Source organism: Moorena sp. SIO3A2 (genome assembly GCF_010672265.1).
GTDB lineage: Bacteria > Cyanobacteriota > Cyanobacteriia > Cyanobacteriales > Coleofasciculaceae > Moorena > Moorena producens.
The window spans coordinates 1-23895 of sequence record NZ_JAAHHC010000024.1; the positions used below are offsets into that span (position 1 = coordinate 1).

Sequence of the window (23895 nt, forward strand, 5' to 3'; positions counted from 1 at the left end):
TAGCAATCTTTTTGTTTGTTTAGGATTTTTTTGGATGTAGTTCCAAGTGTAGCTCATGGTTTTTGAGGTTGATAAAAGTGATTAATTTTATCTTATTTTACCATAAGTTTGTTTTTTGGAGAGGTCTAATGTCGAGAGTTCATAATATTCTCACATGGGTAAAAAAACTTACTCGATTTTGTCCGATAACTGGCATTTCTCAGGAATTAGTTAGGTTCGATACTCAGAAGATGGAAAACCCTGAAATTTCTGGAACAGAGTATCAGCAGGGCACACTCTACGGATATGAAGTTAGAGAATATCTACTTTCCAAATGGAATCGTAAATGTGCTTACTGTGGTGTGACTGATACTCAACTAGAGGTCGAACACATCAAACCTAAATCAAAGGGCGGTTCTGACCGAGTAAGTAACCTAGCAAGTGAGGTATGGTTCCAGTGTATGAGTGAAGGAGTCAACTATCCCGTTACTGATTTGGTGTCGTGGCAGGGAAAAAGTTACTGTGGGGTCTAGTACGGAAAAGCGGGGAAATACTAACTCGCTTCTCCTCTGGAGTTTTTCTTGACTGGAACGTCTAGTTACTACAAAATAAGAGTTCATTTCTGAACCAGTCGCTGGCAAGGTTAGTACTGTCCCCAAAGGCAGTGCTGCTGTTAATGGAGCATTGGCAACTAAGATGTCCCACAAGTCCCCAACAAACGGAACCGCCACTGCGATAAATTTGGTAGCATCAATTACAGAACCGCCACCGACAGCTAACAGGTAAGTTATCTCTTCAGTGCGAGCAAACTTGACAGCATCTAACAGTATTTCCAGCTCAGGGTTAGGGGTGATACCACCGAATTCTAGAACTGTATGTTTGGCAAGAGCAGCTTTGACTTGTTCATATACCCCGTTCTTTTTAATGCTGCCGCCACCGTAGGTCATTAAAACTCTGGCATCGGTGGTAATCTCATTAGCAATAGCTGCAATCTTACCTTTACCAAATAGAACTTTAACAGGGTTGTATAAGTCGAAGCAATCCATTGGGTTACCTTCGATAGTGATAAACTAAAACGTTTGGTTGGTTTTGGTTAGGCTATCTATAAACATAGCAATCAACTATCAATATTCCGAGCCTAGGTTGTCTTTTATTTTCAGTCTTTTCATGAAGCCAGTTAGTTGTTCAGTTTGAGATTCACTTGATTAACCTTCCCTAATTCGGCTGAATTAAAAATCTTACCCCTTTAATTTTATTTATAATCTAATTTGGCTGTTTTTTTTAATAAAAATTAACATAGCCCATAAGTAAGTTTTCCGATCATAAAAGTTGTAATAGTAAAACTATACACTTGTCAATACCCTCCCCCAAAATTACTGAATCGAAGAGTGGGGGGATATCACGGGGAGCGAAATCGGCTCATAGTTATAATCATCAAATCAACAAAATCAAATCAACAAACAAATTAAAAACCAAATTGGATTTTGATCATTGGCACTAGGATACTAGGGTTTTTACTGTTGTGTTCTGGGTACAAAATTACAACTAGACCGGGAGTGATGCAGATCTTGTGATGAATCGGGTAGCGATAAAAGGTCTCTAAGTGGTAAGATCCGCAGAAAGATAGCAGAACTTAAGGAAATTTTCCTAGTACACCACCCAGTGGGCTACCGCAGATTTAATATTTATTAAAGAAAGAAAAGCTTCAAAAACTAGTAAACTAGTCAGAAATAGGTAAATAATACGATGTTTACAAATGTCCTCCCAAAAACAACCCTAGAGTTGGAGTATCCGCCCAAAGACCTTTTTGAAGCGATTGAAGACCTCAAACAAGAATTAAACGCAGTTATTCTCGCTCACTATTACCAAGAACCAGATATTCAAGATATTGCTGACTATCTCGGCGATTCTCTAGGTCTTTCTCAACAAGCGGCGGCTACAGATGCAGATGTTATCGTCTTTGCTGGGGTTCACTTTATGGCAGAAACTGCCAAAATCCTTAACCCCAATAAATTGGTACTACTCCCCGATTTAAACGCAGGTTGCTCCCTAGCTGACAGTTGCCCTCCCCAAGAATTTGCGGCATTCAAAGCAGCCCATCCTGACCATTTGGTGGTATCTTACATTAATTGCTCCGCTGCCATTAAAGCGATGAGCGATATCATTTGCACCAGTTCTAACTCAGTTAAAATCGTCAACCAAATTCCGAAAGACCAGCCGATTATTTTTGCCCCAGATAAGAACTTAGGTCGCTATGTCATGGAGCAAACCGGACGGGAGTTAGTCCTGTGGGAGGGGAGCTGTATTGTCCATGAAACCTTTTCTGAGAAAAAGATCGTGGAACTGAAAATACAGCATCCTGAAGCGGAGTTTATTGCCCATCCAGAATGCGAACCCCCTCTATTGCGTCATGCCAGTTACATTGGTTCCACAACAGGTTTGTTAAAGTATATCCAGCAAAGTTCAACGGAAAAATTTATCGTGGCTACTGAGCCAGGAATTATTCACCAAATGCAAAAGAGGGCACCCCAGAAAAATTTCATACCTGCTCCAGGTATGGATAGCAATTGTGCCTGTAACGAATGCCCTCACATGCGGCTCAATACTTTGGAGAAGCTGTATCTAGCCATGAAGCAGAAAACACCAGAAATTACTATGCCGGAAGATATCCGAGTAGCGGCGTTGCGACCAATTCAACGGATGTTGGAGTTATCAGTGTAGTGCTGTAGTGCCCCTGAGCAGGTTGACACAATTACTTGACAAAAGTATAAGTTATAAGTTAGAGCTTATAACTTATTAAGCAATTTGTCTTGTGAAAACGAATAACTGCTTAGGGATTAATCAAAAATTAGTGACATATGATCTATCGTGCAAGATTTTAAATCATCCCCTGACGAGTCTTCCAGATCTGCCAATACTCCCTCCCAATTTGACATCATAGTGGTCGGCAGTGGTGCAGCTGGGCTTTATGCAGCCCTTTGTCTACCTGCTCATTTGCAGGTAGGTTTGATTACCAAAGACACCCTGAAAACAGGCTCTAGCAACTGGGCTCAGGGAGGAATTGCTGCTGCTATTGACCCATCTGATTCCCCAGAGCTTCACCTAGAGGATACCCAGCGAGCGGGTGTTGGTCTTTGCGATCGCGAGGCGGTAACGTATCTGGTGGAAAATGCCTCTGCTGCCATTGACTCTCTAGTGAAGATGGGAGTAGCCTTTGACCGCAAAGGCAAAAAGCTAGCCATGACCCTAGAGGCAGCCCACTCTCGTCCCCGCGTCCTCCATTCCGCAGACACCACCGGTCGAGCAATTGTGGATACGCTGACTGGTAAAGTTTTAGAGCGTCCAAATATTCAGGTGCTATCTCACGCAGTGGCTTTGAGTTTATGGCTCAATCCAGCAACTGGTCATTGTCAGGGGATTAGCCTCCTCCATCAAGGTCAGATATCTTGGCTAAGAGCCTCTGCGGTAATCCTAGCAACAGGTGGTGGCGGTCAAGTGTTTGCCCAGACCACTAACCCAGCCGTAAGTACAGGAGATGGAGTAGCACTGGCTTGGCGGGCTGGGGCAATTGTTAGAGATTTGGAGTTTTTCCAATTTCATCCCACAGCTTTAACCAAACCAGGGGCACCTCGATTTTTGATTACAGAAGCTGTCCGGGGAGAGGGGGCACATTTAGTAGATCACAAAGGCGATCGCTTTGCTTTTAATTACCACCCTTCAGGGGAATTGGCTCCTAGAGATGTGGTAAGTCGGGCAATTTTTAGTCACTTAGAAAAAACCTCCGCCGATCCTAGCCACGGGAATGTTTATTTAGACTTGCAACCCATTGAGCCAGAGCAAATTCGCTATCGTTTCCCCAATATTATTAACGTATGTCAACATTGGGGCATTGATATCTTCAAACAACCCATTCCCGTTGCACCTGCTGCCCATTACTGGATGGGAGGAGTGGCTTGCGATCTGAGCAGTTGCACCTCGATTCCGGGGCTATATGCCATTGGTGAAACAGCTAGTACGGGGGTTCATGGTGCCAATCGCTTAGCGAGTAATTCCTTATTGGAATGTTTGGTTTTTGCCGCCCAATTAGCTGAAATTCAAACAGCTCCTAATCCAGTTCTGCAGGAATCCCTACCCTTTATAAAAGAGAAAGGTGACTGGGCAAGGGACATCGAGAAGATAGCATCAGTAAGGCAAAGTTTACCCTCCCTGATGTGGCAAAGTGCAGGAATTTGTCGCTCCCAGGAAGTTTTGGAGTCAGCCCTTGCTGAAGTTAATTCCTGGCGCTCTGAATTGGCTGGCTTAGAGGTGAGTCAATACTTGCTCGATTTACAGCCCAACCAAACAGTTAAATTTGAGTCACCATTAGCCGAGCAGCAATTGCGAACGGCTGCAGAAACCTTCAATCTCCTGGATATTGCCCATTTAATTCTCAAAAGTGCAGCATTGCGCACAGAAAGTCGGGGCGGACATTACCGCAGGGATTATCCCCAAACCTCACCCAGTTGGCAAGTTCACACCTTATTACAGGGCGAGCGCTGGTGGAAATCTCCACAACTTTCTCTAAGGTTAGAACCCAAGGAGATAGCGGTATGAATACCACTTATTCAGAAGCGGTGAAAACAGCGCAAACCTATTATGATGGTGCAGAAACAGACCGATTGTATGCTACTTTCTGGGGTGGTGAGCATATCACTTATGGGATATACAAGAGTTCGGATGAACCGATCCATGATGCCTCCAAGCGCACGGTGGAAACAATTGCCCAAACTCTGGAAAATCTAGCTCCCGATTCACGAGTCATCGATCTAGGTGCTGGTTATGGAGGGGCGGCGCGGTATCTGGCCAAAACCTACGGTTGTTCTGTCTGCTGTCTCAATTTAAGCGAGCGGCAAAATCAACGCAACCGCCAACTGAACCAAGAGCAGAATTTAGCCCACTTAGTTGAGGTAACTCAGGGGAGTTTTGAGGATATTCCCTATCCAGACAATTCCTTTAATATTGTCTGGTCCCAGGATGCCATTTTACACAGTAGCGATCGCACTCAGGTCTTTGAAGAAATTAAGAGGGTTTTGCAGCCAGGGGGAGAGTTGATTTTTACTGACCCCATGCAAAGGGAGACTTGTCCACCAGGGCTACTGCAACCAGCCTTTGACCGTCTGGGTATCAAGGATATGGGTTCCTATCGCTTTTATAGTCAGACAGCCCAGGAATTGGGTTTTGAGGAATTGCACTTTATTGACCTTTCTGAACATGTGCCTACCCATTATCGACGATTTGGGGAAGAAGTGCGCGTACGCTATCAGGAGGTAGTCAGAATTACTTCCACCGAATTTGCCGATAAAACCTTGAAAAGCATTGAACCCTGGATCGAGTATTACGAAAAAGGGTACATGCAGTGGGGCATTTTGCATTTTCGCCTGGGGTAAAATTTTGGGAGTCAAGCTGTGACCATTTACTTTTACGACATTAGCGAAAAGCCCTATGGTTGTTTCTCCAACTTTTCCCCCCATGGGTTTGAACTGGACGGACTCTGGTGGCCCACCTCAGAGCATTATTTCCAAGCCCAGAAATTTGCTGGTACGTCCCATGTAGAAGAAATTCGCTCTTGCAAGACTCCCGCAGAAGCTGCGAGCATGGGACGAGAGCGTACTCGTCCTCTGCGCAGGGATTGGGAAGAAATCAAAGAGGATGTTATGGGGCGAGGCTTACTCTGTAAGTTTCAAACCCATGCTGATATCCGCGAAATTCTGCTGGGGACAGGGGACGAACTAATTGTGGAAGATGCTCCCCAGGATTATTATTGGGGTTGTGGTAAAGATAGGAGCGGTAAGAATCGCCTGGGAGAAATTTTAATGGAAATCCGAGCTATCTTAAGGGAATCTTGAGCAGGAGGAATTCCGAACAAGCATGACAGAGTTAATGAAGGCAGTTATTCTTACTGAATTTGGGGCATTGCTTAATAATGGAATGATTTTAAGCATTTTGTAGAATGGGCATCTTGGTGGAACTGGCATCTTGCCAGTTTCAATCCAGTTTCAATATATTTTCGGGCGGGCAGGATGCCCACTCTACTCCTATTCATTCAAAGATTCAGTAACACCTAAAAAAGAGCCCGAAAAACTGGTACATACCCAAAGTACCTAAACCAGTCCGGAAAAAGGTAGAACTGTTAATTAAAGTTGGAGCTTGTAAGGGTTTTCTGGCTCTACCGGATTGGGGATGTAAAACTGTCAGTAAATAATTAATCTAATCTTGATTGGGCGGGAGTTTTAGTTGTTCAGATAAGGATTTTTCAGAAATAACCTGCCCAATCATACTTAGTGGGCTCATACTTACTGGGCAATAAGCGCGTTTTTCTGCATACTAGGTTCCCTAGAGCCATTTTTCTGTACTCCATCCGAAATGCTTGATCCGAAATCCTTCCCACATAACCAGGATTGTTGACTTTTTAAACACGAAATTACCTTGGAATAACCATGACACTATCACAACCAGAAAAAGAATATCCTCTCTCAAAAGATGAAGCTTTGATTTACGATTGGCGCATCCATAGTATTCGCCAAGCACTGAAACAAAAAGGAAAAGCCACAGGTCCTTTGCAAATTGAAGATTTGCTAGAATTGGATCACCTAGACCAATACCACTACTTTGGCACCAAAGCTTGCGATCGCGCTATCAACCGTTTGGCACTATCCCCCAACTCGCGAGTTTTGGACATTGGCAGCGGTGTTGGTGGGCCTGCTCGATACATTAGTTATAAAACGGGATGTCACATCCAATGTGTGGAATTAAGAAATAATTTTAACGAAATTGCCCAAGAACTCACCCAACGAGTGGGACTTGACAAACGCATCCAATACCTCACAGGCAATATTCTAAGTCCCCAAGTCATTGACGCCCTGTTACCAAGCTCATTTGACAGCATCATTTCTTTTTTATCATTTTTACACATTGAAAACCGCGATAAAATACTGGAAATTTGTTTTCGCTCTTTGAAGGACAACGGCCTGATCTATATCGAAGACTACGTGGCTAATGGCCCTCTGACACCAGACGTTAAAACCACTCTAGAAGAAGTAGTTCAATCCTCTTATTTACCAACCCGCGAAACCTACCGCAATCACCTCGAGCGTGTAGGATTTGCTGACATTTGTTTCATCGATTTAACAACAGGATGGAAAGGTTGGGTAAAAGAACGCTATCAAAAATTCCTCCAATCAAAAGAAGAATCAATCAAACTATTCGGTGAAAACGTTTATGAACACCGTCGTCAATTTTATCAAACCATTAGCGACTTGTTTCAAAGCGGGAAGATTGGTGGCTCCTCCATCCTTGCAAAAAAACCTTGTGTTCCAAAAATTCACCAAGTACCTGATACATATTTCTGCTCTGTAACCTCTGTCTATAGTGAACAATACCATTTCTTTCTCGAAGATGGTTCTCTACTTGCTCTAAGATATTTCAAAACAGGAACAATCGAGCATTATTCAGCCTGGTGGAGCGACACCAAGGGCTACTCCCTGGAACTTATCAATACCTCCGAACACCAACGCTCAGATCAACACATCTCTATCAAAAACAACGATGGAACCGGAACCATTTGTTTGCCAGAAGCTAATATAGAAATTCAATTCCAAGTTGCCGCCGAATTCACTTGGGCGGTTCCCGCTGAAAAAAATCATCGCGCCGTCATTCACCAACCAAAACTCCTGTGCACTGTGAACACAGGCGATCGCACTCAAAAAGCTATAGGTTATTGCAAAATTTATGATGGAGATTACCCCAAGTTTTGGGGCTACCACTTTGTTCATGCCTTTTTCCCTGATTACGGAATCATTTGGAGTGCTGAAGCCACATTTGGCGAAGAAAAATACAATTATTTCAAGCTCCTCAACACCTCCCAAACAGAAAAAGAAATATTGTTAAACGGAGAAGATTCTTACCATCGCAAAACAAGTGCCCATGGCCGCATTCAAGACAAAATATATCACTTGAAATTCGACAATAATGCTTTTGCCAATTGGTCGAGTATCCTGCGAAATCAACCATCGACTATGGAAAGTAAGCTATGCTTGGAATACAGACCCGCTATTCTAGAAATAGACGACCAAAAAGTTGGCGAAGGAATTTGTTTAAAATAATTTTGTTTCGGCACAATTACATAAATTGATTATAAATTAGTTCAAGGCTATCATATCGAAAAAAAAACAGCTGCTCAAAAAATAGCTAATCCATATAAAATTACCGAGAAACGATGGTGAAAACCCCTGTATTTTAAGCAGGGACTTAAACCGAGCCGTTTAGGCGCTTTCATATTTATCTGTCCTGCCTATGGTAAAATGATTCTTAAAGGGAGAGGTTATAGCAGAAGTCAGAAGTCAGAAGTCAGAAGTCAGAAGTCAGAAGTAAAACTATTGCGCTTACTTAGCTTTGAGACTTTTGTTATGTCCTAACTGCCCTGGCGACTGCTATAACAGCAGATTAACAATAGCAGTGAAGTGATGGATAAGTCTACTTTCTCTAATTGGGATACAGAGGCAGACGTGGTAGTTGTTGGTAGTGGAGTTGCTGGACTAGCGGCTGCGGTTGAAGCCAAAAATGCTGGTGCATCGGTAGTTGTTCTGGAAAAACGCAGCAGCTGTGGCGGAAATTCCATCATGAGTGATGGAGGGGTGGCGCTTGCGGGGACTGATTTTCAGAAACAATACGGTATTCTAGATTCTTGGGAACTCATGTATGAGGATATGTTGAGAGCTGGCTTGAATATGAATGATGCATCTCTGGCTAAGATAGTTGCTCAACAGTCTAATTCTGTACTAGAGTGGCTTACTGAATATTTAGCTGTCAAATTTAGAGATAAGCCCATAATCTTTGGCGGCCATTCTGTTCCTCGTATCCATCTGCTACACAATTTTTCTGGAACAGCAATTGTGAAACCTCTTCTTTCAAAGGTAAAGGAGTTGGGCATTGATATCAAAACCAATATTTGCCTCACAAAGTTCGGAAAGGATGTTCGAGAGATTGAAGTTTATGACAAAAAGGAAAACCAAGCCAGAGCAGTCTATGCAAATACCGGTGTCGTTTTAGCTACTGGTGGTTTTGGCGGAGATGTTGCTTTCCGAATCCTTCATGATGCTCGTCTAACCAGCACCGTAGGTAATACTAATCGTTTGGATACTACAGCAGAAGGAATGCTAGAGGCGATCAAGATTGGTGCTAGTTCTGTGCATTTAGAATATATTCAGTTATCACCTTGGAGTTCTCCTGACGAGAAACGTGATAAAATTGCTACCGAATTTTTTTATACAGTTTTTCCCTATGGGATAGTGGTTCATCCCTTAACAGGAAAGCGATTTTTTAATGAATTAGCGGACAGAAAAATTAGAGCAGATTCAATTTTAGACATTGGTCAACCCAGCATTGGTATTGCTGATTTGGAAGGCATGAACATTTCTGGTCACAGTATGGATCGGTACTTAAGCAGGAATATTGTGAAAAAGTTTGAATACTTGGAGGAACTTGCTGCAGCATATTCTCTGCCTTATCACGCTTTAAAAGAAACTCTCGATCGCTACAACAAGTATGTCGAGAATAAGAAAGATGAGAGTTGGCAAAAGCCTATTCCATTAGAGGCAAAACCTCTCCATGCTCCATATTATGCTATGCGATTGTGGCCTAAGGTACATTACACTATGGGAGGCGTTACCATCAACGCTAAAGCTCAAGTTATTGATAATAATGGCCAGCCCATAAAAGGCTTGTATGCTGCAGGAGAAGTGACAGGAGGTATTCATGGTGCCTCTCGCCTAGGGGGTTCTTCTTTAACTGAATGCCTGGTGTTTGGTAGAATCGCCGGTAGAAATGCTGCTTTACAAAAATTTACATCAATCTCCTAGACTTATTCTAGTAAGTTATGGAAAACTTTATATATATTCTGTTTGCTAAATAATAATTTGTAATTTGTGTTGTTGACTGACATGCTGGAATATACCGATGTACATACAATAGGCAAATTGCAACATGGCTAGCTTTGTATACTGAAGGGTATCAACCAAATCACTATTGATTTAGCCATAAAAACTTTAGCTATTTTATCAATGGGTGTCGATCTCCCACAACTAACAATGAACAAAATCGTTTTAGAACGTCTCAAACAACATATTATTGATAGCGAATCGATTGGTTTAGAGGAAGCTTTAGAGGAAGCTTTAAAAGACTATTCACCCCGACAGATTATTAACACTTGCCTCTTACAGGCTATGAGGACTGTCGGCGAATTATATGGTTCAAGAGAAATTCCGTTACCGTCCGTTATAAAATCGGCGGAGACTAAAAAAACGGCGGTAGCGTATTTAGAAACCCATATGGATAAGGAAGAAGCTGACGATATTACTCAGGGTAAATGTCTGATTGCGACGGTAGAAGGTGACCTTCACGATCTTGGTAAAAATCTAGTTGATATTATCCTTTCTAGCAATGGTTACAAGGTAATTAATTTAGGCATTAACCAACCAGTTGACAACATTCTCAAAGCCTACGAAGAACATCAACCAGACTGCATTGCCATGAGTGGCTTGTTGATCAAGACTATGGCAGTTATGAAAGATAATTTGGAAATTTTTAATCAAAAAGGCATTACCGTTCCTGTTATCTTAGGTGGCGCTGCATTAACTCCTAAATTTGTGGAAAAGGATTGCAAAACTACCTATAAAGGTCAAGTTGTATATGGTAAAAATGCTTTTGTTGATTGGCATTTTATGGATAAACTAATGGCAGCAAAAGCTGAAGATAATTGGGACGACCTGAAAGGATTTTTAGATGAAGAAACTTCACCTCCCCCCCCACTAACCTTAGAAGAGATGGGGCAAATGCCATTTGCAGAAGCCAATCAATATAAACTTTATATGAATGACTCATTTGTTTATACTGAAGAATCTTTGGCAAAAGAATCATCGGCAAAAAAATCTGTGGTCATTGATACTAAGCGTTCCCATGTAGTAACTTTAGATGTAGAACGCCCTACTCCTCCTTTTTGGGGAACTCAAGTATTAAAAGATGGAGACATATCAATTGAAGACATTTACCCTTATGTAGATGTACAGCTTTTATACGTCGGACGGTGGCGATTCCGTAAGCTAAAAGATCAATCACAACAAGATTATAATGAGTTTTTATCCACAAAAGCTTATGGAATTTTAGAAGAATGGAAAGAGAAAGTTATTGCCGATGACCTAATACATCCGGCAGCAATTTATGGCTATTTCCCTTGTAACGCGGAAGGGAATACAGTGTATGTCTACGATCCACAAGATCACAATAAACTACTAACAAGCTTTGAATTCCCCCGTCAACGGGTCGGAAAACGTCTTTGTATTGCGGATTTCTATGCCACTAAAGAATCAGGTCAAATTGATGTCTTCCCCATGCAAATTGTAACAGCAGGTGAAATAGGAACCACACATGCACAGAAGCTATTTGAAGCGGATAGTTATCTTGACTACCACTATTATCATGGTGTGGCGATGCAGATGGCAGACGCTATAGCGGACTGGCTGCACGCTAGAATCCGTAAGGAGTTAGGATTTGGGGCGGAAGAACCCGATAATATAACCGATATAATGCGCCAACGTTATCGAGGATCTCGTTATAGTTTCGGTTATCCTGCTTGTCCTAATATGGCAGATCAATTCAAACAAATGGATTTACTCGATACCTCTCGCATCGATGTGTATATGAATGAAAGCGAGCATCTACTACCGGAACAGTCTACCACGGCGTTTGTTGCTCATCATCCTGTAGCAAAATACTTTAATACTTAGTTAATTAGATATAGCGTTTCTAGGACTCATGAGGTACACAGAATTGTTTGACTATTGGCTCTTGCCTCTTCTCTCTTACCTGCTCCCTGCTCCCTGCTCCCTAAAACCTTAGGTGCGCTTGACCCATTAAGAATTAAATTCGCCACGGGTCGCACCTCAGATATTTGTACCTCACAAGTCGTAGAATTGCTATAAATAAGCCTATAATGGTGGGTTAATTACAACCTTTTTTGGTCTCGCGTAGAGACAGAAAGTTTGTATATAAATTTTCGACAATAATATATAGCGCTTTTAAGTTGAATGGAATACAAAATCATGTAATTTCATGTGATAAAATTCTGACGGGCAGGGATGCCCATCCCACTCATATTGGATTGAATTAAAGTGAAAACCGCTATAACATCAGAAATGATAATTGACAAAGACTTAATTTATGCAAAACAAAATTTTATCAGCTTACCTAATTTATTTAAATTACAAGCACAAAAAACGCCAGAGGAAATTGCAATCGTAGATCGTACAAATTCAATTACCTATCAAAAACTAGACCAGTTGACAGATAACTTAGCGGGTTACCTTCAAAAACAAGGAGTCACTTCAAATCAACCTGTTGGAGTTTTACTGGAAAAATCTCAAGACTATATTATTGCTTGTATCGCTATCCTAAAAGCTGGTGGGGCTTTTATGCCCCTAGAATTAAAATATCCTGATGCTTTGCTTGCCAAAATAGTGGCAGATGCTAAACCTAGTTTAATTATTAGCAAGAGCCAATATTACCAAAGATTAAGTAGTAAAAACCCTCTACAAATTTTACCTATAGATAGAGAAGATAACTGGAACTTTCCCCTAAACCCAGAACAAAAATTACCATCCATAGACCCTAAAAATATAGCCAATATTATCTACACATCGGGAAGTACAGGAGAACCAAAAGGCGTAATATTAACCCATCAGGCAATTGTTACTGGGGAATTGAGGCGAGAGCAAGTAAGTCTCAGTAAATCAGGATATCCTATAGCATATGTATTATTTCAATGGGAAATATATAGACCTTGGATTAAAGGTGCAACTATATATATTGTTCCTGATGAAATAATTTACGATCATCAGCTATTTTTAGACTTCATATCTCAAAATAAAATCAAGGAAATCACCATATCTCCTTCCTTAATACAAAGTATTTTGAATACAGTTGAAATCGAAACTATTACTGCACAATTATCAGGGTTGGAAGTTGCTTGGGTAACCGGAGAAGCACTAACACAACAACTAAAATATCAATTGATAGATAGACTCCCATCTGCTCGCTTATTCAATTATTATGGGATAAATGAATGTTTTACCGTTGCTATTGATAACCTGCGAGAAAGCGAAGATTTACCATCAGGATTCTGTGCTGTTGGGATTCCTTTTGAGGACGATGAAATTATTTTATTGGATGAGAATGGGCAGCAAGTTACTCCAGGAAATGAAGGGGAGATGTATATCCGTAGTCCCTGTATGTTTCGAGAATATTTGAATAAACCCAAGCTGACTGCTGACAGTTTTGTTGACATTAACGGCAATCGCTTTTTTAGAACAGGAGATTTAGCAGCTATTTTACCCAACGGCAAACTAGAAATTAGGGGTCGTTGTAATTATATGGTCAATCTGCGGGGATATAATGTATCTTTAGCTGGGATTGAAAACACCTTATTAGAACATCCTGAAATAAAAAGCTGTGTAGTTATTATTCAAGGCAAAGAAGAAGCAGAAAAGAAACTGATCGCCTATTTCGTACCTCAGAAACAAAGCACTGAAGCCCAGGAGATTAGGCAGATAAAATTAAGGTTACGTCATCATTTACAAGACCATTTACCTCCTCATATGATTCCATCGGTGTTTGTGGTAATTGATAAAATTCCCATGACACCGATGGGTAAGTTGGATCGTCGCCAACTACCAAGTCTAGACCATTCTCGCCCAGAATTAGCAGTACCTTTAGTCAAATCCCAATCGGATACAGAGAAACGTATTGCTCAGATTTGGCAAGAAGTACTTCAGTTAGAAGAAGTAGGAATTAATGATAATTTCTTTGATTTAGGTGGTAATTCTTTACTGCTGATCCGGGTTCACAAAAACCTGAGCAAAATCTTTGCAATTCATCTACCTGTAACAACACTGTTTGAACACCCAACCATCGCTACTCTAGCTCAACACTTGGAGCAAGATAAGGGAGGAAAAACAGCCGCTAAACAGTACCATAAAAGAAAGAAATCCATCGGGCATGGGTCTGATATCGCCATAGTTGGTATGTCTTGTCGGTTTCCTGGGGCAAACAATACCGATGCTTTCTGGAACAATTTACGAGATGGGGTAGAATCAATTTCTTTCTTTAGCGATCGCGAAATTGAGCTAGAAGATCCAAACTGGATCGAACACCCCAATTATGTTAAAGCCAGTCCTATCTTGCCAGATATTGACCTATTTGATGCTGAGTTCTTCGGCTACAGCGATAAAGAAGCTGAACTAATGGACCCCCAACATCGGCTTTTCCTGGAATGTGCTTGGGAAGCACTGGAAAATGCTGGCTATAATCCTGGAAATTATCCAGGTGCGGTGGGAGTTTATGGGGGTTCGAGTCCCAGCACCTATCTAATTAACAATATATCTCATAGCTTAGGATCTTCTCGGACAAGTCCTTTGCTTACCCATTGTCTATTTAGGGGCACTAAAGATGTCCATACCGACCTAGGCAATGGGGGAGATTACTTACCCATGCGGGTCTCCTACAAATTGAACCTAAAAGGGCCTAGTCTTAATGTTCAAACTGCCTGTTCCACCTCACTAGTTGCGGTTCACTTAGCTTGTCAGAGTTTACGCAGTGGTGAATCTGACTTAGCACTAGCTGGGGGGGTTTCGATCTTCGTTCCTCAAAAGACTGGTTATTTATACCAAGAAGGCATGATGTTGTCTCCCGATGGTCACTGTCGTGCTTTTGATGCTGAAGGTCAAGGAACTTTATTTGGTAGTGGAGTTGGCATAGTTGTATTGAAGCGATTAGAGGAAGCGATCGCTGATGGAGACCATGTATATGCCACCATCAAAGGGTCAGCAATTAATAATGATGGGGCGGTTAAAGTTAGCTACACAGCTCCTAGTATAGAAGGACAGATAGCAGCCATTTCCGAAGCACTGGCTATGGCTAACATAGATCCTAGGACGGTGAGTTATGTGGAAACCCATGGAACTGGGACACCCCTGGGAGATCCAATTGAGATTGCAGCACTGACAAAAGCGTTTCGACAAAGTACGAACAGCCAAGACAATAATTTTTGCGCGATTGGATCGGTTAAAACTAATATCGGGCATCTCGATGTCACAGCAGGGATAGCAGGTCTAATTAAAACAGTGCTGGCACTCCACAATAAAGCCATCCCGCCAAGCTTGCACTTTAAAGAACCCAATCCCAACATAGATTTCCCCAATAGTCCCTTTTACGTTAATACAGCCCTCACCCCATGGGAACCAAAGGTCACGCCTCTTCGTGCTGGAGTCAGTTCTTTCGGTATGGGCGGAACCAATGTCCATGTTGTTCTAGAGGAAGCCCCGAAACAAGTTGAAAGTGGATCCCCCCTAACCCCCCTTAATAAGGGGGGCATAAGCGAAGCATCCCATGGCTTCCCCCTTAATAAGGGGGACATAAACGAAGCATCCCATGGCCTTAATAAGGGGGGCATAAGCGAAGCATCCCATGGCGTCCCCCTTGCTAAGGGGGACGGGAGGGGGATCGACGGGGGTGATGCAAAAGTCAAAAGTGAACGTTCTCTGCATATTTTGACTCTATCAGGGCAAACAGAGCAGGCTGTGGCAGAGTCGGTACAGAATTATATAACTTATCTGGAGTCCGATCCAAAGGCAGAGATTGGTGATATCTGTTTTACTGCCAATGGTGGACGTCAGCATTTTAACCATCGTTTGGCTGTTATTGCTGGCTCCACTCAAGACCTTCTCGAGCAGTTGCAAAGGTTTGGAAAGCCTGTTGATATCAACGATAGTTCCGAACCCCCAACAATTCACTCCCTCAAAGCAGACTCTACCAAGCAGATTGCCTTTGTGTTTACCGGACAAGGTTCTCAGTATATTGGTATGGGTCGTCAACTCTACGAAACTCAGCCCACTTTCCGCAAAACTTTAGACGAATGCGATCGCATCCTCCGTTCCTACTTAGATATTCCCTTGTTAGAAGTTCTCTACCCGGATTTAGATAACAGGGAACAGGGAACAGAACCTGACTCACCCATTCACCAAACAAGCTATACCCAACCTGCCATCTTTGCCATTGAATATGCCCTGGCCGGGTTGTGGAAATCCTGGGGTATCGAACCGGATGTAGTAATGGGTCATAGCATTGGGGAGTATGTGGCGGCTTGTGTTGCTGGGGTTTTTAGCCTAGAAGACGGACTGAAACTAATTGCCCAACGGGGTAGGTTGATGCAATCCTTACCCCAAGACGGAGAAATGCTAGCGTTGTTAGCTTCAGTTGCAGAAGCAGCAGAAGCAATTAAACCCTATGGCCGGGATGTGTCTGTTGCTGCGATTAATGGACCCCAGAGTGTGGTAATTTCGGGAGAAAGAGCCGCGATTAACACCATTGAGCGCAATCTTGCCGCAAAGGGAGTCAAAACCAAGAAATTAACTGTTTCCCATGCTTTCCACTCTCCTTTGATGGAACCGATATTGGGAGAATTTGAGCAGGTGGTGGCACAGGTGCGGTTTAATCTACCACAGTTAAAACTAATCAGTAATGTTACCGGAGAACTAGCCACAGAAGAAATAACCACTAGCAAATATTGGTGCGATCATCTCCGGCAGCCTGTGCAATTTATGGCTAGTATGTCAACCATTGCACAGCAAGGGATAGATGTATTGGTAGAGATTGGAGCCAAACCAATTTTATTAGGAATGGGTCGTCAGTGTCTCCCAGAACATCAAGGGTTATGGTTACCTAGTCTGCGTCCTGGACAAGAAGATTGGCAACAAATATTAACCAGTTTGGCAGAACTATATTTGCATGGTGTGCCAGTCAATTGGCTCGGTTTTGACCAAGACTTTGCTCGTCACCGCATTCCCTTACCGACTTATCCTTTTCAAAGGCAACGTTATTGGGTGAGTCCAGAGGATAGTTTAATGGGAATAACTGCCCCTTCAACATCCCCAGGAGCGATTGGCGCGGTAGCGCCAGGGCTAAAAGCGATCGCACCAAAAGATATAGGTAAAAAGCCGGATATTGCTGACTGGTTTTATATTCCATCTTGGAAACGGTCTATTACCCCCGCTTATCAACCAGGTGAAAAGCTGCTTGAGTCTGACACTCTAGTATTTATCGATGAGTGCGGACTCGGAGAAAAACTCGCAGAAAAACTGGCAATACAGGGGAGTGACGTTGTAAGGGTGAGTCACGGTTCGGAGTTTGCTAAGCAAAGCGATCGCGTCTACACCATTAATCCGACCCAAGCTGATGACTACCATACCCTACTCCAAGAACTGAAACAACTGAATAAAAACCCCAGTAGCATTATTCATCTGTGGAGTGTCACCCCAAATAACCACACAGAATTAGGAATAGAATCTTTTGAAGCATCTCAGGATTTGGGTTTATACAGCCTGATATTTCTTGTCCAAGCCCTTGAAAAACTGAATTTTATTGATCCACTCCAACTTACAATTGTATCAAACAACCTGCAGGAAGTGAGCGGAGAGGAAGTATTATCTCCAGAGAAAGCAACATTGCTGGCAGCCTGTAAAGTTATTGGACAAGAATATCCAAATATAAACTGTCGCAGTATCGATCTTGTTCTTCCGCCATCCCAAAAGCAAAACCAGGAAAAACTTGTTACCCAACTACTGGGGGAAATTAAAGCACAGTCGGAAGATTTAACCATCGCTTACCGGGGTAAACATCGCTGGGTGCAAAAGTTTGAACCCATGGGATTAGAAAAACCGGAAGCAGGGACATTACCTCTGACAGAAGAAGGGGTTTATCTGATTATCGGTGGACTAGGGGCGATTGGTATGTCCCTAGGGTTACACTTGGCAAAAACTGTACGGGCCAAACTAATCCTAATAGGGCGTTCGCAGTTTCCTGCCAGGGATGATTGGTCTCAATGGCTAGCTACTCACAATGCAGAGGATCGGATTAGTCGCAAAATTCAGAAATTGCAGGCTATGGAGGCTATGGGAGCGGAGGTGATGGTACTCAGTGCTGATGTAGCCGATGGACAACAAATGGAAGAAGCGATCGCACAAGCAGAGGCTCGGTTTGGTAACATCAATGGAGTCATCCACAGTGTTATGTTTACTGGAGACAAGGCATTGTGTTCCATCAAGGAGATAACTAAAACTGATATTTGGCAGCACTTTCAAGGAAAAGTACAGGGAACCATAGTTTTATCAAAGGTTTTGCACAACAAAAACCTTGACTTTTGCATCTTAATGTCCTCCATAGCATCAGTACTGGGAGGTTTGGGGGACGTTGCTTACTCGGCAGCCAATCTGTTTATGGATGTTTTCGTTCACCAGCAGAACCGAAGTAATTCCGTTCCTTGGCTGAGTGTGAACTGGGAGACTTGGGAATTCGAGAAACAAGATCAAAATTATGAGATTGCAGCAGGGCTGGCTGAATTTGCCATAACTCCAGAAGAGGGTATCCAAGCCTTTGAAAGGGTTTTATCCACTCAAGAACTCAATCAAATTCTTGTTTCCAGTGGAGATTTACAAACTCGTATCGATCGATGGGTCAAGCTTAAATCTGTAAAACAACAAAATAATTCCCAAAATCAAGTATCATCTACACCAGTTACCTTCCGCAAGCAATTGGAGACAGCTCCTGTGGGAGAGCGTCAGGGATTATTGGTTACTCACGTCCGGGCGCAGGTAGCTAGGGTACTGGGAATTTCTCCTGAGCGAATAACATTAGAGCAAAAACTCATAGACTTAGGATTAGATTCTTTGATGTCTATTGAGTTGAGAAATGCTCTTCAATTGAGTCTGGGTTTGTCTGTGCCTTCTACTTTACTCTTTGACTATCCCACACCAGAAGCGTTGACTAGTTATTTGGTGAGAGAAGTTGCTCACTTGGAGGACTCAAAAAGTTTAAGCAATGGCTCCATCAAACAAGGTATAGTTGAGGATGACTCTTACCACTCTACCTTAGTATCGATTCAGCCAAATGGTTCAAAACCTCCTCTGTTCTTTGTCCCCGGAGTCTTGGGAAATGTTTTCGATATCTATCCCTTGGCACAACACCTAGATTCAGAGCAACCTTTATACGGCTTGCGATCGCTTGGTTTAGATGAGGGGGAAAAGCCATTAACCCGGATGGAAGACATAGCAGCCCACCACATCCAAGCCTTACAAGCCGTTCAGCCTGAAGGGCCATACTTTCTGGGCGGTCATTCAGCAGGAGGAAAGGTGGTTTTTGAGATGGCTCAACAGTTAAAAAATCAGGGACAGGAGGTGGCTTTACTTGCCATTATGGATGGTTTAGGGACAAATCTGCAAAAATATCAAGATTTTGCTGAGTGGGACAATAGCAAACTGATCGACGATCTAAGCAGTTTCTATCAAGGTTCTTTGGGAGAAGCGGTCAAAGTTGATCCTGAAACACTTCAATCTATTGGAGAAGACCGCAAGTTAGATTACCTTCTGGAAAGATTGACCATAGGTGGTTTGAATTTAAGCCAAGGTGAACTAAAACGCATTTTTCAAATTTACAAAGCTAACGTTCAAGCTGATGTTGACTATATTCCACAGGAGAGTTACCCAACTGCAATTACTTTCTTCCGAGCTATGGAAACAGAAGTCTTTGAGGCTACCCTCGGTGAAACAACAATACTGGAAGACCCAACTTGGGGCTGGGGAGAGATTTCTGCTCAACCTGTGACAATTCACAAGATTCCAGGCAACCATTTCACGATGATGCGAGAACCCAATGTTGGAGTTCTAGCTCAAACCCTTAGGACTTGTCTGGAAAGCTACCCACGGGCGGTGCATCACCCCCTATGAATGGAAGAGCCCAATTTCTTTTCCTTTTCCGAAGCTCCCTGCTCCCTACTCCCTGTTCCCTGTTCCCTTGTGTTTTATAAAATTACCAACAAATAGAAAAACCATGAGAAAAATATTAGCTTTATGGGCGACACCTCGCTCCACCTCCACTGCCTTTGAAAATATGATGCGCCAAAGAGGTGATTTTTTGGTTTTTCATGAACCTTTTGGCTTATCCTATTACAATTCCCCAGAGCGTCGCGGTGCCAGTCGTTATCCAGATCTAGAACTTAACCCTGAATATAATCACCAAAAAATCTGGCAAAAACTACGACAAGAAGCAGATTCCAAAGCAGTTTTCATCAAAGACATGTCTCATTTTACGTTCTACTTAGCTGATCGAGAATTTTTGTCTATATTTGAAAATACTTTTCTGGTGCGTCATCCCAATAAAACGCTACCATCACTTTACGATAAATGGCCTGATTTTACGTTAGAAGAAACGGGTTATGCCGAACTATACAAACTCTTTGAAATGGCTAAGGAATTCAACGGTAAAACTCCAGTGGTAATTGATTCGGACGATTTGGTACAAAAGCCCGAAGCAACCGTTAAAGCCTACTGCGATGCTGTGGGTATACCGTTTATTAAAGAAGCCCTAGAATGGGAACCAAAATTCCGCCCTGAACTTACCCATTGGGAAGGGGGGTCTTGGGTACTTAACGCCATGTTTAGTACTGGCTTTAAGGAACAAAAAAGAGATAATTATGTGTCAGTAGAAGATAATAAACACTTACAAAATGCTTATGAATTTTGTTTGCCTTATTACGAAAAGCTTTACGAATATCGAATTCGTATTGCTGAAAATTGATCTTGAAATTAATTAACATTATAGCAACTATAGCAATTCTACGACTTGTGAGGTACAAATTTCTGAGGTGCGACCCGTGGCGAATTTAATTCTTAATGCGGAAAGCGCACCTAAGGAGGGAGCAGGGAGCAGGGACTGAGGCCGTAGGCCACGCTACGCGAACGGAGCAGGTAAGAGAGAAGAGGCAAGAGCCAATAGTCAAACAATTCTGTGTACCTCATGAGTCCTAGAAACGCTATATTAAATTTACAATTCAAGCTGTAATATTCCAAGAAATCCAATGATTAACTGGGGAATGGTAAAATTAGAAGGCGATATCAAAAATTAGATATCAAACTCATACCAAACAAACGTTTTATAACAGTTTATGGCAACCGTTTTTACTATACGGCGCTTTGCATAACTATTAAGTACACTGAATTTTTTTCCTATTCTCTCTTACCTGCTCCCTGCTCCGAAGCTCCCTGCTCCCTAAAAACCCAGAACTTTGTACCTAATTGAATTGCAAACCGCTGTATGTGGTTGCGGAATAACTGCCAATGATCATTGAAAACCCCTGCAAAGATATATGAAATTCCCAATTAAAGCTGTACGCTTCCCAATAAATCCAATTATTAAGCAGGGAATGCCAGGATTAGAAGGCGATCGTGGTACTAATATTAATGGCCCATCCCTGATTCGTGTTCCTGAGTGGATTGAAAATCCCCTAGGACGCTATTATCTTTATTTTGCTCATCACTTGGGTAAATATATTCGTCTTGCTTATGCCGACTCTCTAGAAGGAGAGTGGAAGATATATGAGCAGGGAACCCTACACTTGGACGAAACAACTTGCTTGGATCATATTGCTTCTCCAGATGTCCATGTTGACAATGAAGCCAAAGAAATACGGATGTACTTTCATGGCGACTATCAGGGGAGAGATAAGTACGATCAGGTGACAATGCTGGCAAAATCTGAAGATGGTCTACATTTTACTGCTTTGCCAGAGATACTTGGACCATACTATTTTCGAGTTTTCCAGCACAATGAATTCCACTATGCTATTGCCAACAACTGGTATGGTACAGTGATGAATAATCGTCCCATAGCTGGCATTTCACTGCGCTCGAAAGATGGTGTGACGGCGTTTGAGCCAGGACAAGACTTTATACCTAATCTACGACACGGTGCTGTATTGGTAAAAGGTGACTGGTTGCTCCTATTCTACTCCAGATATGGTGATGCTCCCGAACGTATTTTAATGAGCTACGTGGATTTAACCAAGGATTGGGACAAGTGGATTTTTTCAGAATCAGTTACAGTTCTCGAACCAGAAATGGATTATGAAGGAGTTGCTTTACCTATTGTTTCTTCGGAAGTTGGTATTGCAGAAGAACCGGTGCGAGAACTCCACGATCCAGCTATCTACACCGAAGGAGAGAAAACATACTTACTCTATTCAGTAGCAGGGGAAGAAGGTATTGCGATCGCTGAACTAAAATTTTGCTATTAATGGGACAGAGGATGGCATCGCTGGGGAACTCCTAGAAGCAGGAATTCCCAAAGAGCGTATTGTGTTAGGTTTCAAATCACCCGGAGTGAGGAAGCACACAGGGTTTGCAGTTGCATAAAGTGAGTCTGAATTCCATACGGTTTTGGGACAATTCCTTAATTATCGCTTTGCCCTCAAAGCAGAAGATCCAGATAGATTATTGTATTTAGCTATTCCTCTTGAAATTCACGAGACCTTCTTTGCCCGTCGCTTCGTTCAACTTATTACCCAAGAGTATCAAATAAAATTGATGGTATTCGAGCCAACTAAGGAGGAAATTGTTCAATGGCAAAGCTAGAGCAATATCGGCAACTCGTCAAAGAAATTATAACCGAATACAGCAGCCACAAACCCGCTTATGGTGAAGTAGAAGTGGAATTAATCTTTGATACCGAAAGAGACCGCTACCAGCTTGTCCATGCCGGATGGAGTAATCGTCGCCGTATTTATGGTGCCACAATCCACATTGACCTTAAAGATAATAAGATTTGGATTCAAAATGATGGTACAGAAGTTGGAATTGCCAACGTCTTAGTTGAACGCGGTGTGCCTCACCAAGATATTGTTCTGGCCTATCATGCCCCTTACCTCAGGAAATTTACTGACTTCGCAGTAGGATAAGAAATGATAACTGAGCTTTTTTAATTGTCCATACCAAAAATAACCAGGAGGTTTTGATGGTAACTGCTTTAACCACTCCCGATGCCACCTTAGCAGCAATTGAAGCGGCCTTACCCATTGACCCTCAGCCCTATACTATTGGCGATCGCGCCACCGGTTTGATCGTTGTGGATGTGGTCAATGGCTTTTGCACTGTTGGTTTTGGTCCTTTGGCTCCAACAGAACCAAATCAGCAAATAGCCACCATGGTATCAGAAAGCGATCGCTTAGCCAAAGCTTTCACAGCCAAAGGTTGGCCAGTCTTAGCTTTCCTAGATACCCACGAACCAGGGAAACCAGAACCTCCCTATCCTCCTCATTGCGAGAAAGGGTCTGGGGAAGAAAAGCTGGTTCCTGAACTGGAATGGCTAGAAACTCATCCCCACGCCACCTTAATTAAAAAAGACTGCATCAATGGTTTTATTGGTTCCATTGATGTAGATACTGGCAACAATAGTTTAATTCGCTGGATAAACCAGCACAAGCTAGAAGCCTTAGTAGTTGTGGGCATCTGCACAGATATTTGTGTAATGGACTTCGTGGTTACTATGCTATCAGCACGCAATCATGATATGGTACCAACGTTAACAGATATTGCCGTCTATACCGAAGGTTGTTCCACCTTCGACCTCTCGGCACAGATGGCAGCCCAGCAGGGTTTGCCAAAGACGGCAATTCATCCCCAGGAAATCGCTCATCATGTTGGTTTATACACCATGGCAGAGCGTGGAGCGTTCATTGCTTCTACAATTTTGATGTGACCAATTCCAGGCATTGCTGAATCAAGGAATTAATATGAGTGGGGTGGGCATCCTGCCCGCCGGAAAATATATTGAAACTGGCAAGATGCCAGTTCCACGCCAGATGCCCATTACACAGCAAGATGCCCATTACATAGCAAAAGCCTATTACATAGCAAAAGCCCATTAAACCTCACTCTTAAAATCATTCCATTATTAAGCAACGCCCAATCCCAATTTCAAAATCAAGTAAAATTTACCTTTTTA

Annotated in this window: 13 protein-coding genes and 5 pseudogenes; 16 read left to right on the forward strand and 2 right to left on the reverse strand. The window is 42.5% G+C overall.

All coding sequences use genetic code 11. From position 1 onward, the window contains the following. Window positions 1-125 precede the first annotated feature (125 nt). Window positions 126-416: pseudogene (locus F6K64_RS23540) on the forward strand (RRXRR domain-containing protein); the annotation flags it as partial. A 3-nt stretch (window positions 417-419) separates the two neighbouring features. On the opposite strand, the pseudogene F6K64_RS23545 reads toward F6K64_RS23540, so the two are convergent. Both F6K64_RS23545 and F6K64_RS38375 read right to left on the reverse strand, forming a co-directional pair. After that, window positions 420-1025 (reverse strand): annotated as a pseudogene (locus F6K64_RS23545) (iron-containing alcohol dehydrogenase); the annotation flags it as partial. 419 nt (window positions 1026-1444) lie between these two features. Next, window positions 1445-1609 carry a carbohydrate porin gene (locus F6K64_RS38375; RefSeq protein ID WP_131827430.1) on the reverse strand — a complete coding sequence of 55 codons (165 nt, stop codon included), beginning with the start codon at window positions 1607-1609 and terminating at the stop codon, window positions 1445-1447. A 116-nt stretch (window positions 1610-1725) separates the two neighbouring features. On the opposite strand from F6K64_RS38375, the gene nadA reads away from it, so the two are divergent. The 15 genes and pseudogenes from nadA (at window position 1726) to F6K64_RS23620 (ending at window position 23818) form a co-directional block, all read left to right on the forward strand. Further along, a complete protein-coding gene (gene nadA, locus F6K64_RS23550; RefSeq protein WP_008190756.1) occupies window positions 1726-2700 on the forward strand; it encodes a quinolinate synthase NadA in 975 nt (324 codons plus the stop codon). 147 nt (window positions 2701-2847) lie between these two features. Then, window positions 2848-4572 (forward strand): L-aspartate oxidase, encoded by a 1725-nt coding sequence (nadB, locus tag F6K64_RS23555; RefSeq protein ID WP_008190757.1) that lies wholly within the window; start codon window positions 2848-2850, stop codon window positions 4570-4572. Continuing rightward, complete coding sequence (locus F6K64_RS23560) at window positions 4569-5405, forward strand: SAM-dependent methyltransferase (protein ID WP_008190760.1); 837 nt, start codon at window positions 4569-4571, stop codon at window positions 5403-5405. The genes nadB and F6K64_RS23560 overlap by 4 nt, the downstream gene beginning before the upstream one ends. Window positions 5406-5423: 18 nt before the next feature. Then, window positions 5424-5864 (forward strand): riboflavin biosynthesis intermediates N-glycosidase, encoded by a 441-nt coding sequence (gene ybiA, locus F6K64_RS23565; protein ID WP_008190762.1) that lies wholly within the window; start codon window positions 5424-5426, stop codon window positions 5862-5864. Between the two features lie 591 nt (window positions 5865-6455). After that, entirely contained in the window at window positions 6456-8120 is a 1665-nt protein-coding gene (locus F6K64_RS23570; RefSeq protein ID WP_287266411.1) for a methyltransferase domain-containing protein, read from the forward strand. 360 nt (window positions 8121-8480) lie between these two features. Continuing rightward, on the forward strand, window positions 8481-9875 hold the full coding sequence (locus F6K64_RS23575; RefSeq protein WP_287266413.1) for a flavocytochrome c: 1395 nt from the start codon (window positions 8481-8483) through the stop codon (window positions 9873-9875). A gap of 231 nt (window positions 9876-10106) precedes the next feature. After that, window positions 10107-11798 (forward strand): annotated as a pseudogene (locus F6K64_RS23580) (vitamin B12 dependent-methionine synthase activation domain-containing protein); the annotation flags it as partial. A gap of 384 nt (window positions 11799-12182) precedes the next feature. Then, window positions 12183-19844, forward strand: a complete 7662-nt coding sequence (locus F6K64_RS23585) for a type I polyketide synthase (RefSeq protein WP_287266415.1) — start codon at window positions 12183-12185, stop codon at window positions 19842-19844. A 103-nt stretch (window positions 19845-19947) separates the two neighbouring features. Next, a complete protein-coding gene (locus F6K64_RS23590; RefSeq protein ID WP_287266417.1) occupies window positions 19948-20694 on the forward strand; it encodes a sulfotransferase-like domain-containing protein in 747 nt (248 codons plus the stop codon). Between the two features lie 568 nt (window positions 20695-21262). Continuing rightward, window positions 21263-22189 carry a glycoside hydrolase family protein gene (locus tag F6K64_RS23595; RefSeq protein ID WP_287266419.1) on the forward strand — a complete coding sequence of 309 codons (927 nt, stop codon included), beginning with the start codon at window positions 21263-21265 and terminating at the stop codon, window positions 22187-22189. A gap of 4 nt (window positions 22190-22193) precedes the next feature. Then, window positions 22194-22307, forward strand: a pseudogene (locus F6K64_RS23600) (element excision factor XisI family protein); the annotation flags it as partial. An 18-nt stretch (window positions 22308-22325) separates the two neighbouring features. Beyond that, window positions 22326-22526: pseudogene (locus F6K64_RS23605) on the forward strand (element excision factor XisH family protein); the annotation flags it as partial. Then, the gene (locus tag F6K64_RS23610; RefSeq protein WP_071106653.1) at window positions 22514-22849 is read left to right on the forward strand and encodes a XisI protein; all 336 of its coding nucleotides are present in this window, start codon (window positions 22514-22516) and stop codon (window positions 22847-22849) included. The pseudogene F6K64_RS23605 and the gene F6K64_RS23610, both read left to right, overlap by 13 nt. Before the next feature lie 56 nt (window positions 22850-22905). Next, a complete protein-coding gene (locus F6K64_RS23615; RefSeq protein ID WP_287266421.1) occupies window positions 22906-23649 on the forward strand; it encodes an isochorismatase family protein in 744 nt (247 codons plus the stop codon). A gap of 13 nt (window positions 23650-23662) precedes the next feature. Further along, entirely contained in the window at window positions 23663-23818 is a 156-nt protein-coding gene (locus F6K64_RS23620; RefSeq protein ID WP_287266424.1) for a hypothetical protein, read from the forward strand. Window positions 23819-23895 lie beyond the last annotated feature (77 nt).

Coding starts and splice junctions, on each gene's coding strand:
- nadA (WP_008190756.1), top strand. CDS start 1,726: ATGTTTACAAATGTCCTCCCAAAAACAACCCTAGAGTTGGAGTATCCG.
- F6K64_RS23560 (WP_008190760.1), top strand. CDS start 4,569: ATGAATACCACTTATTCAGAAGCGGTGAAAACAGCGCAAACCTATTAT.
- F6K64_RS23570 (WP_287266411.1), top strand. CDS start 6,456: ATGACACTATCACAACCAGAAAAAGAATATCCTCTCTCAAAAGATGAA.
- F6K64_RS23575 (WP_287266413.1), top strand. CDS start 8,481: ATGGATAAGTCTACTTTCTCTAATTGGGATACAGAGGCAGACGTGGTA.
- F6K64_RS23590 (WP_287266417.1), top strand. CDS start 19,948: ATGAGAAAAATATTAGCTTTATGGGCGACACCTCGCTCCACCTCCACT.
- F6K64_RS23595 (WP_287266419.1), top strand. CDS start 21,263: ATGAAATTCCCAATTAAAGCTGTACGCTTCCCAATAAATCCAATTATT.
- F6K64_RS23610 (WP_071106653.1), top strand. CDS start 22,514: ATGGCAAAGCTAGAGCAATATCGGCAACTCGTCAAAGAAATTATAACC.
- F6K64_RS23615 (WP_287266421.1), top strand. CDS start 22,906: ATGGTAACTGCTTTAACCACTCCCGATGCCACCTTAGCAGCAATTGAA.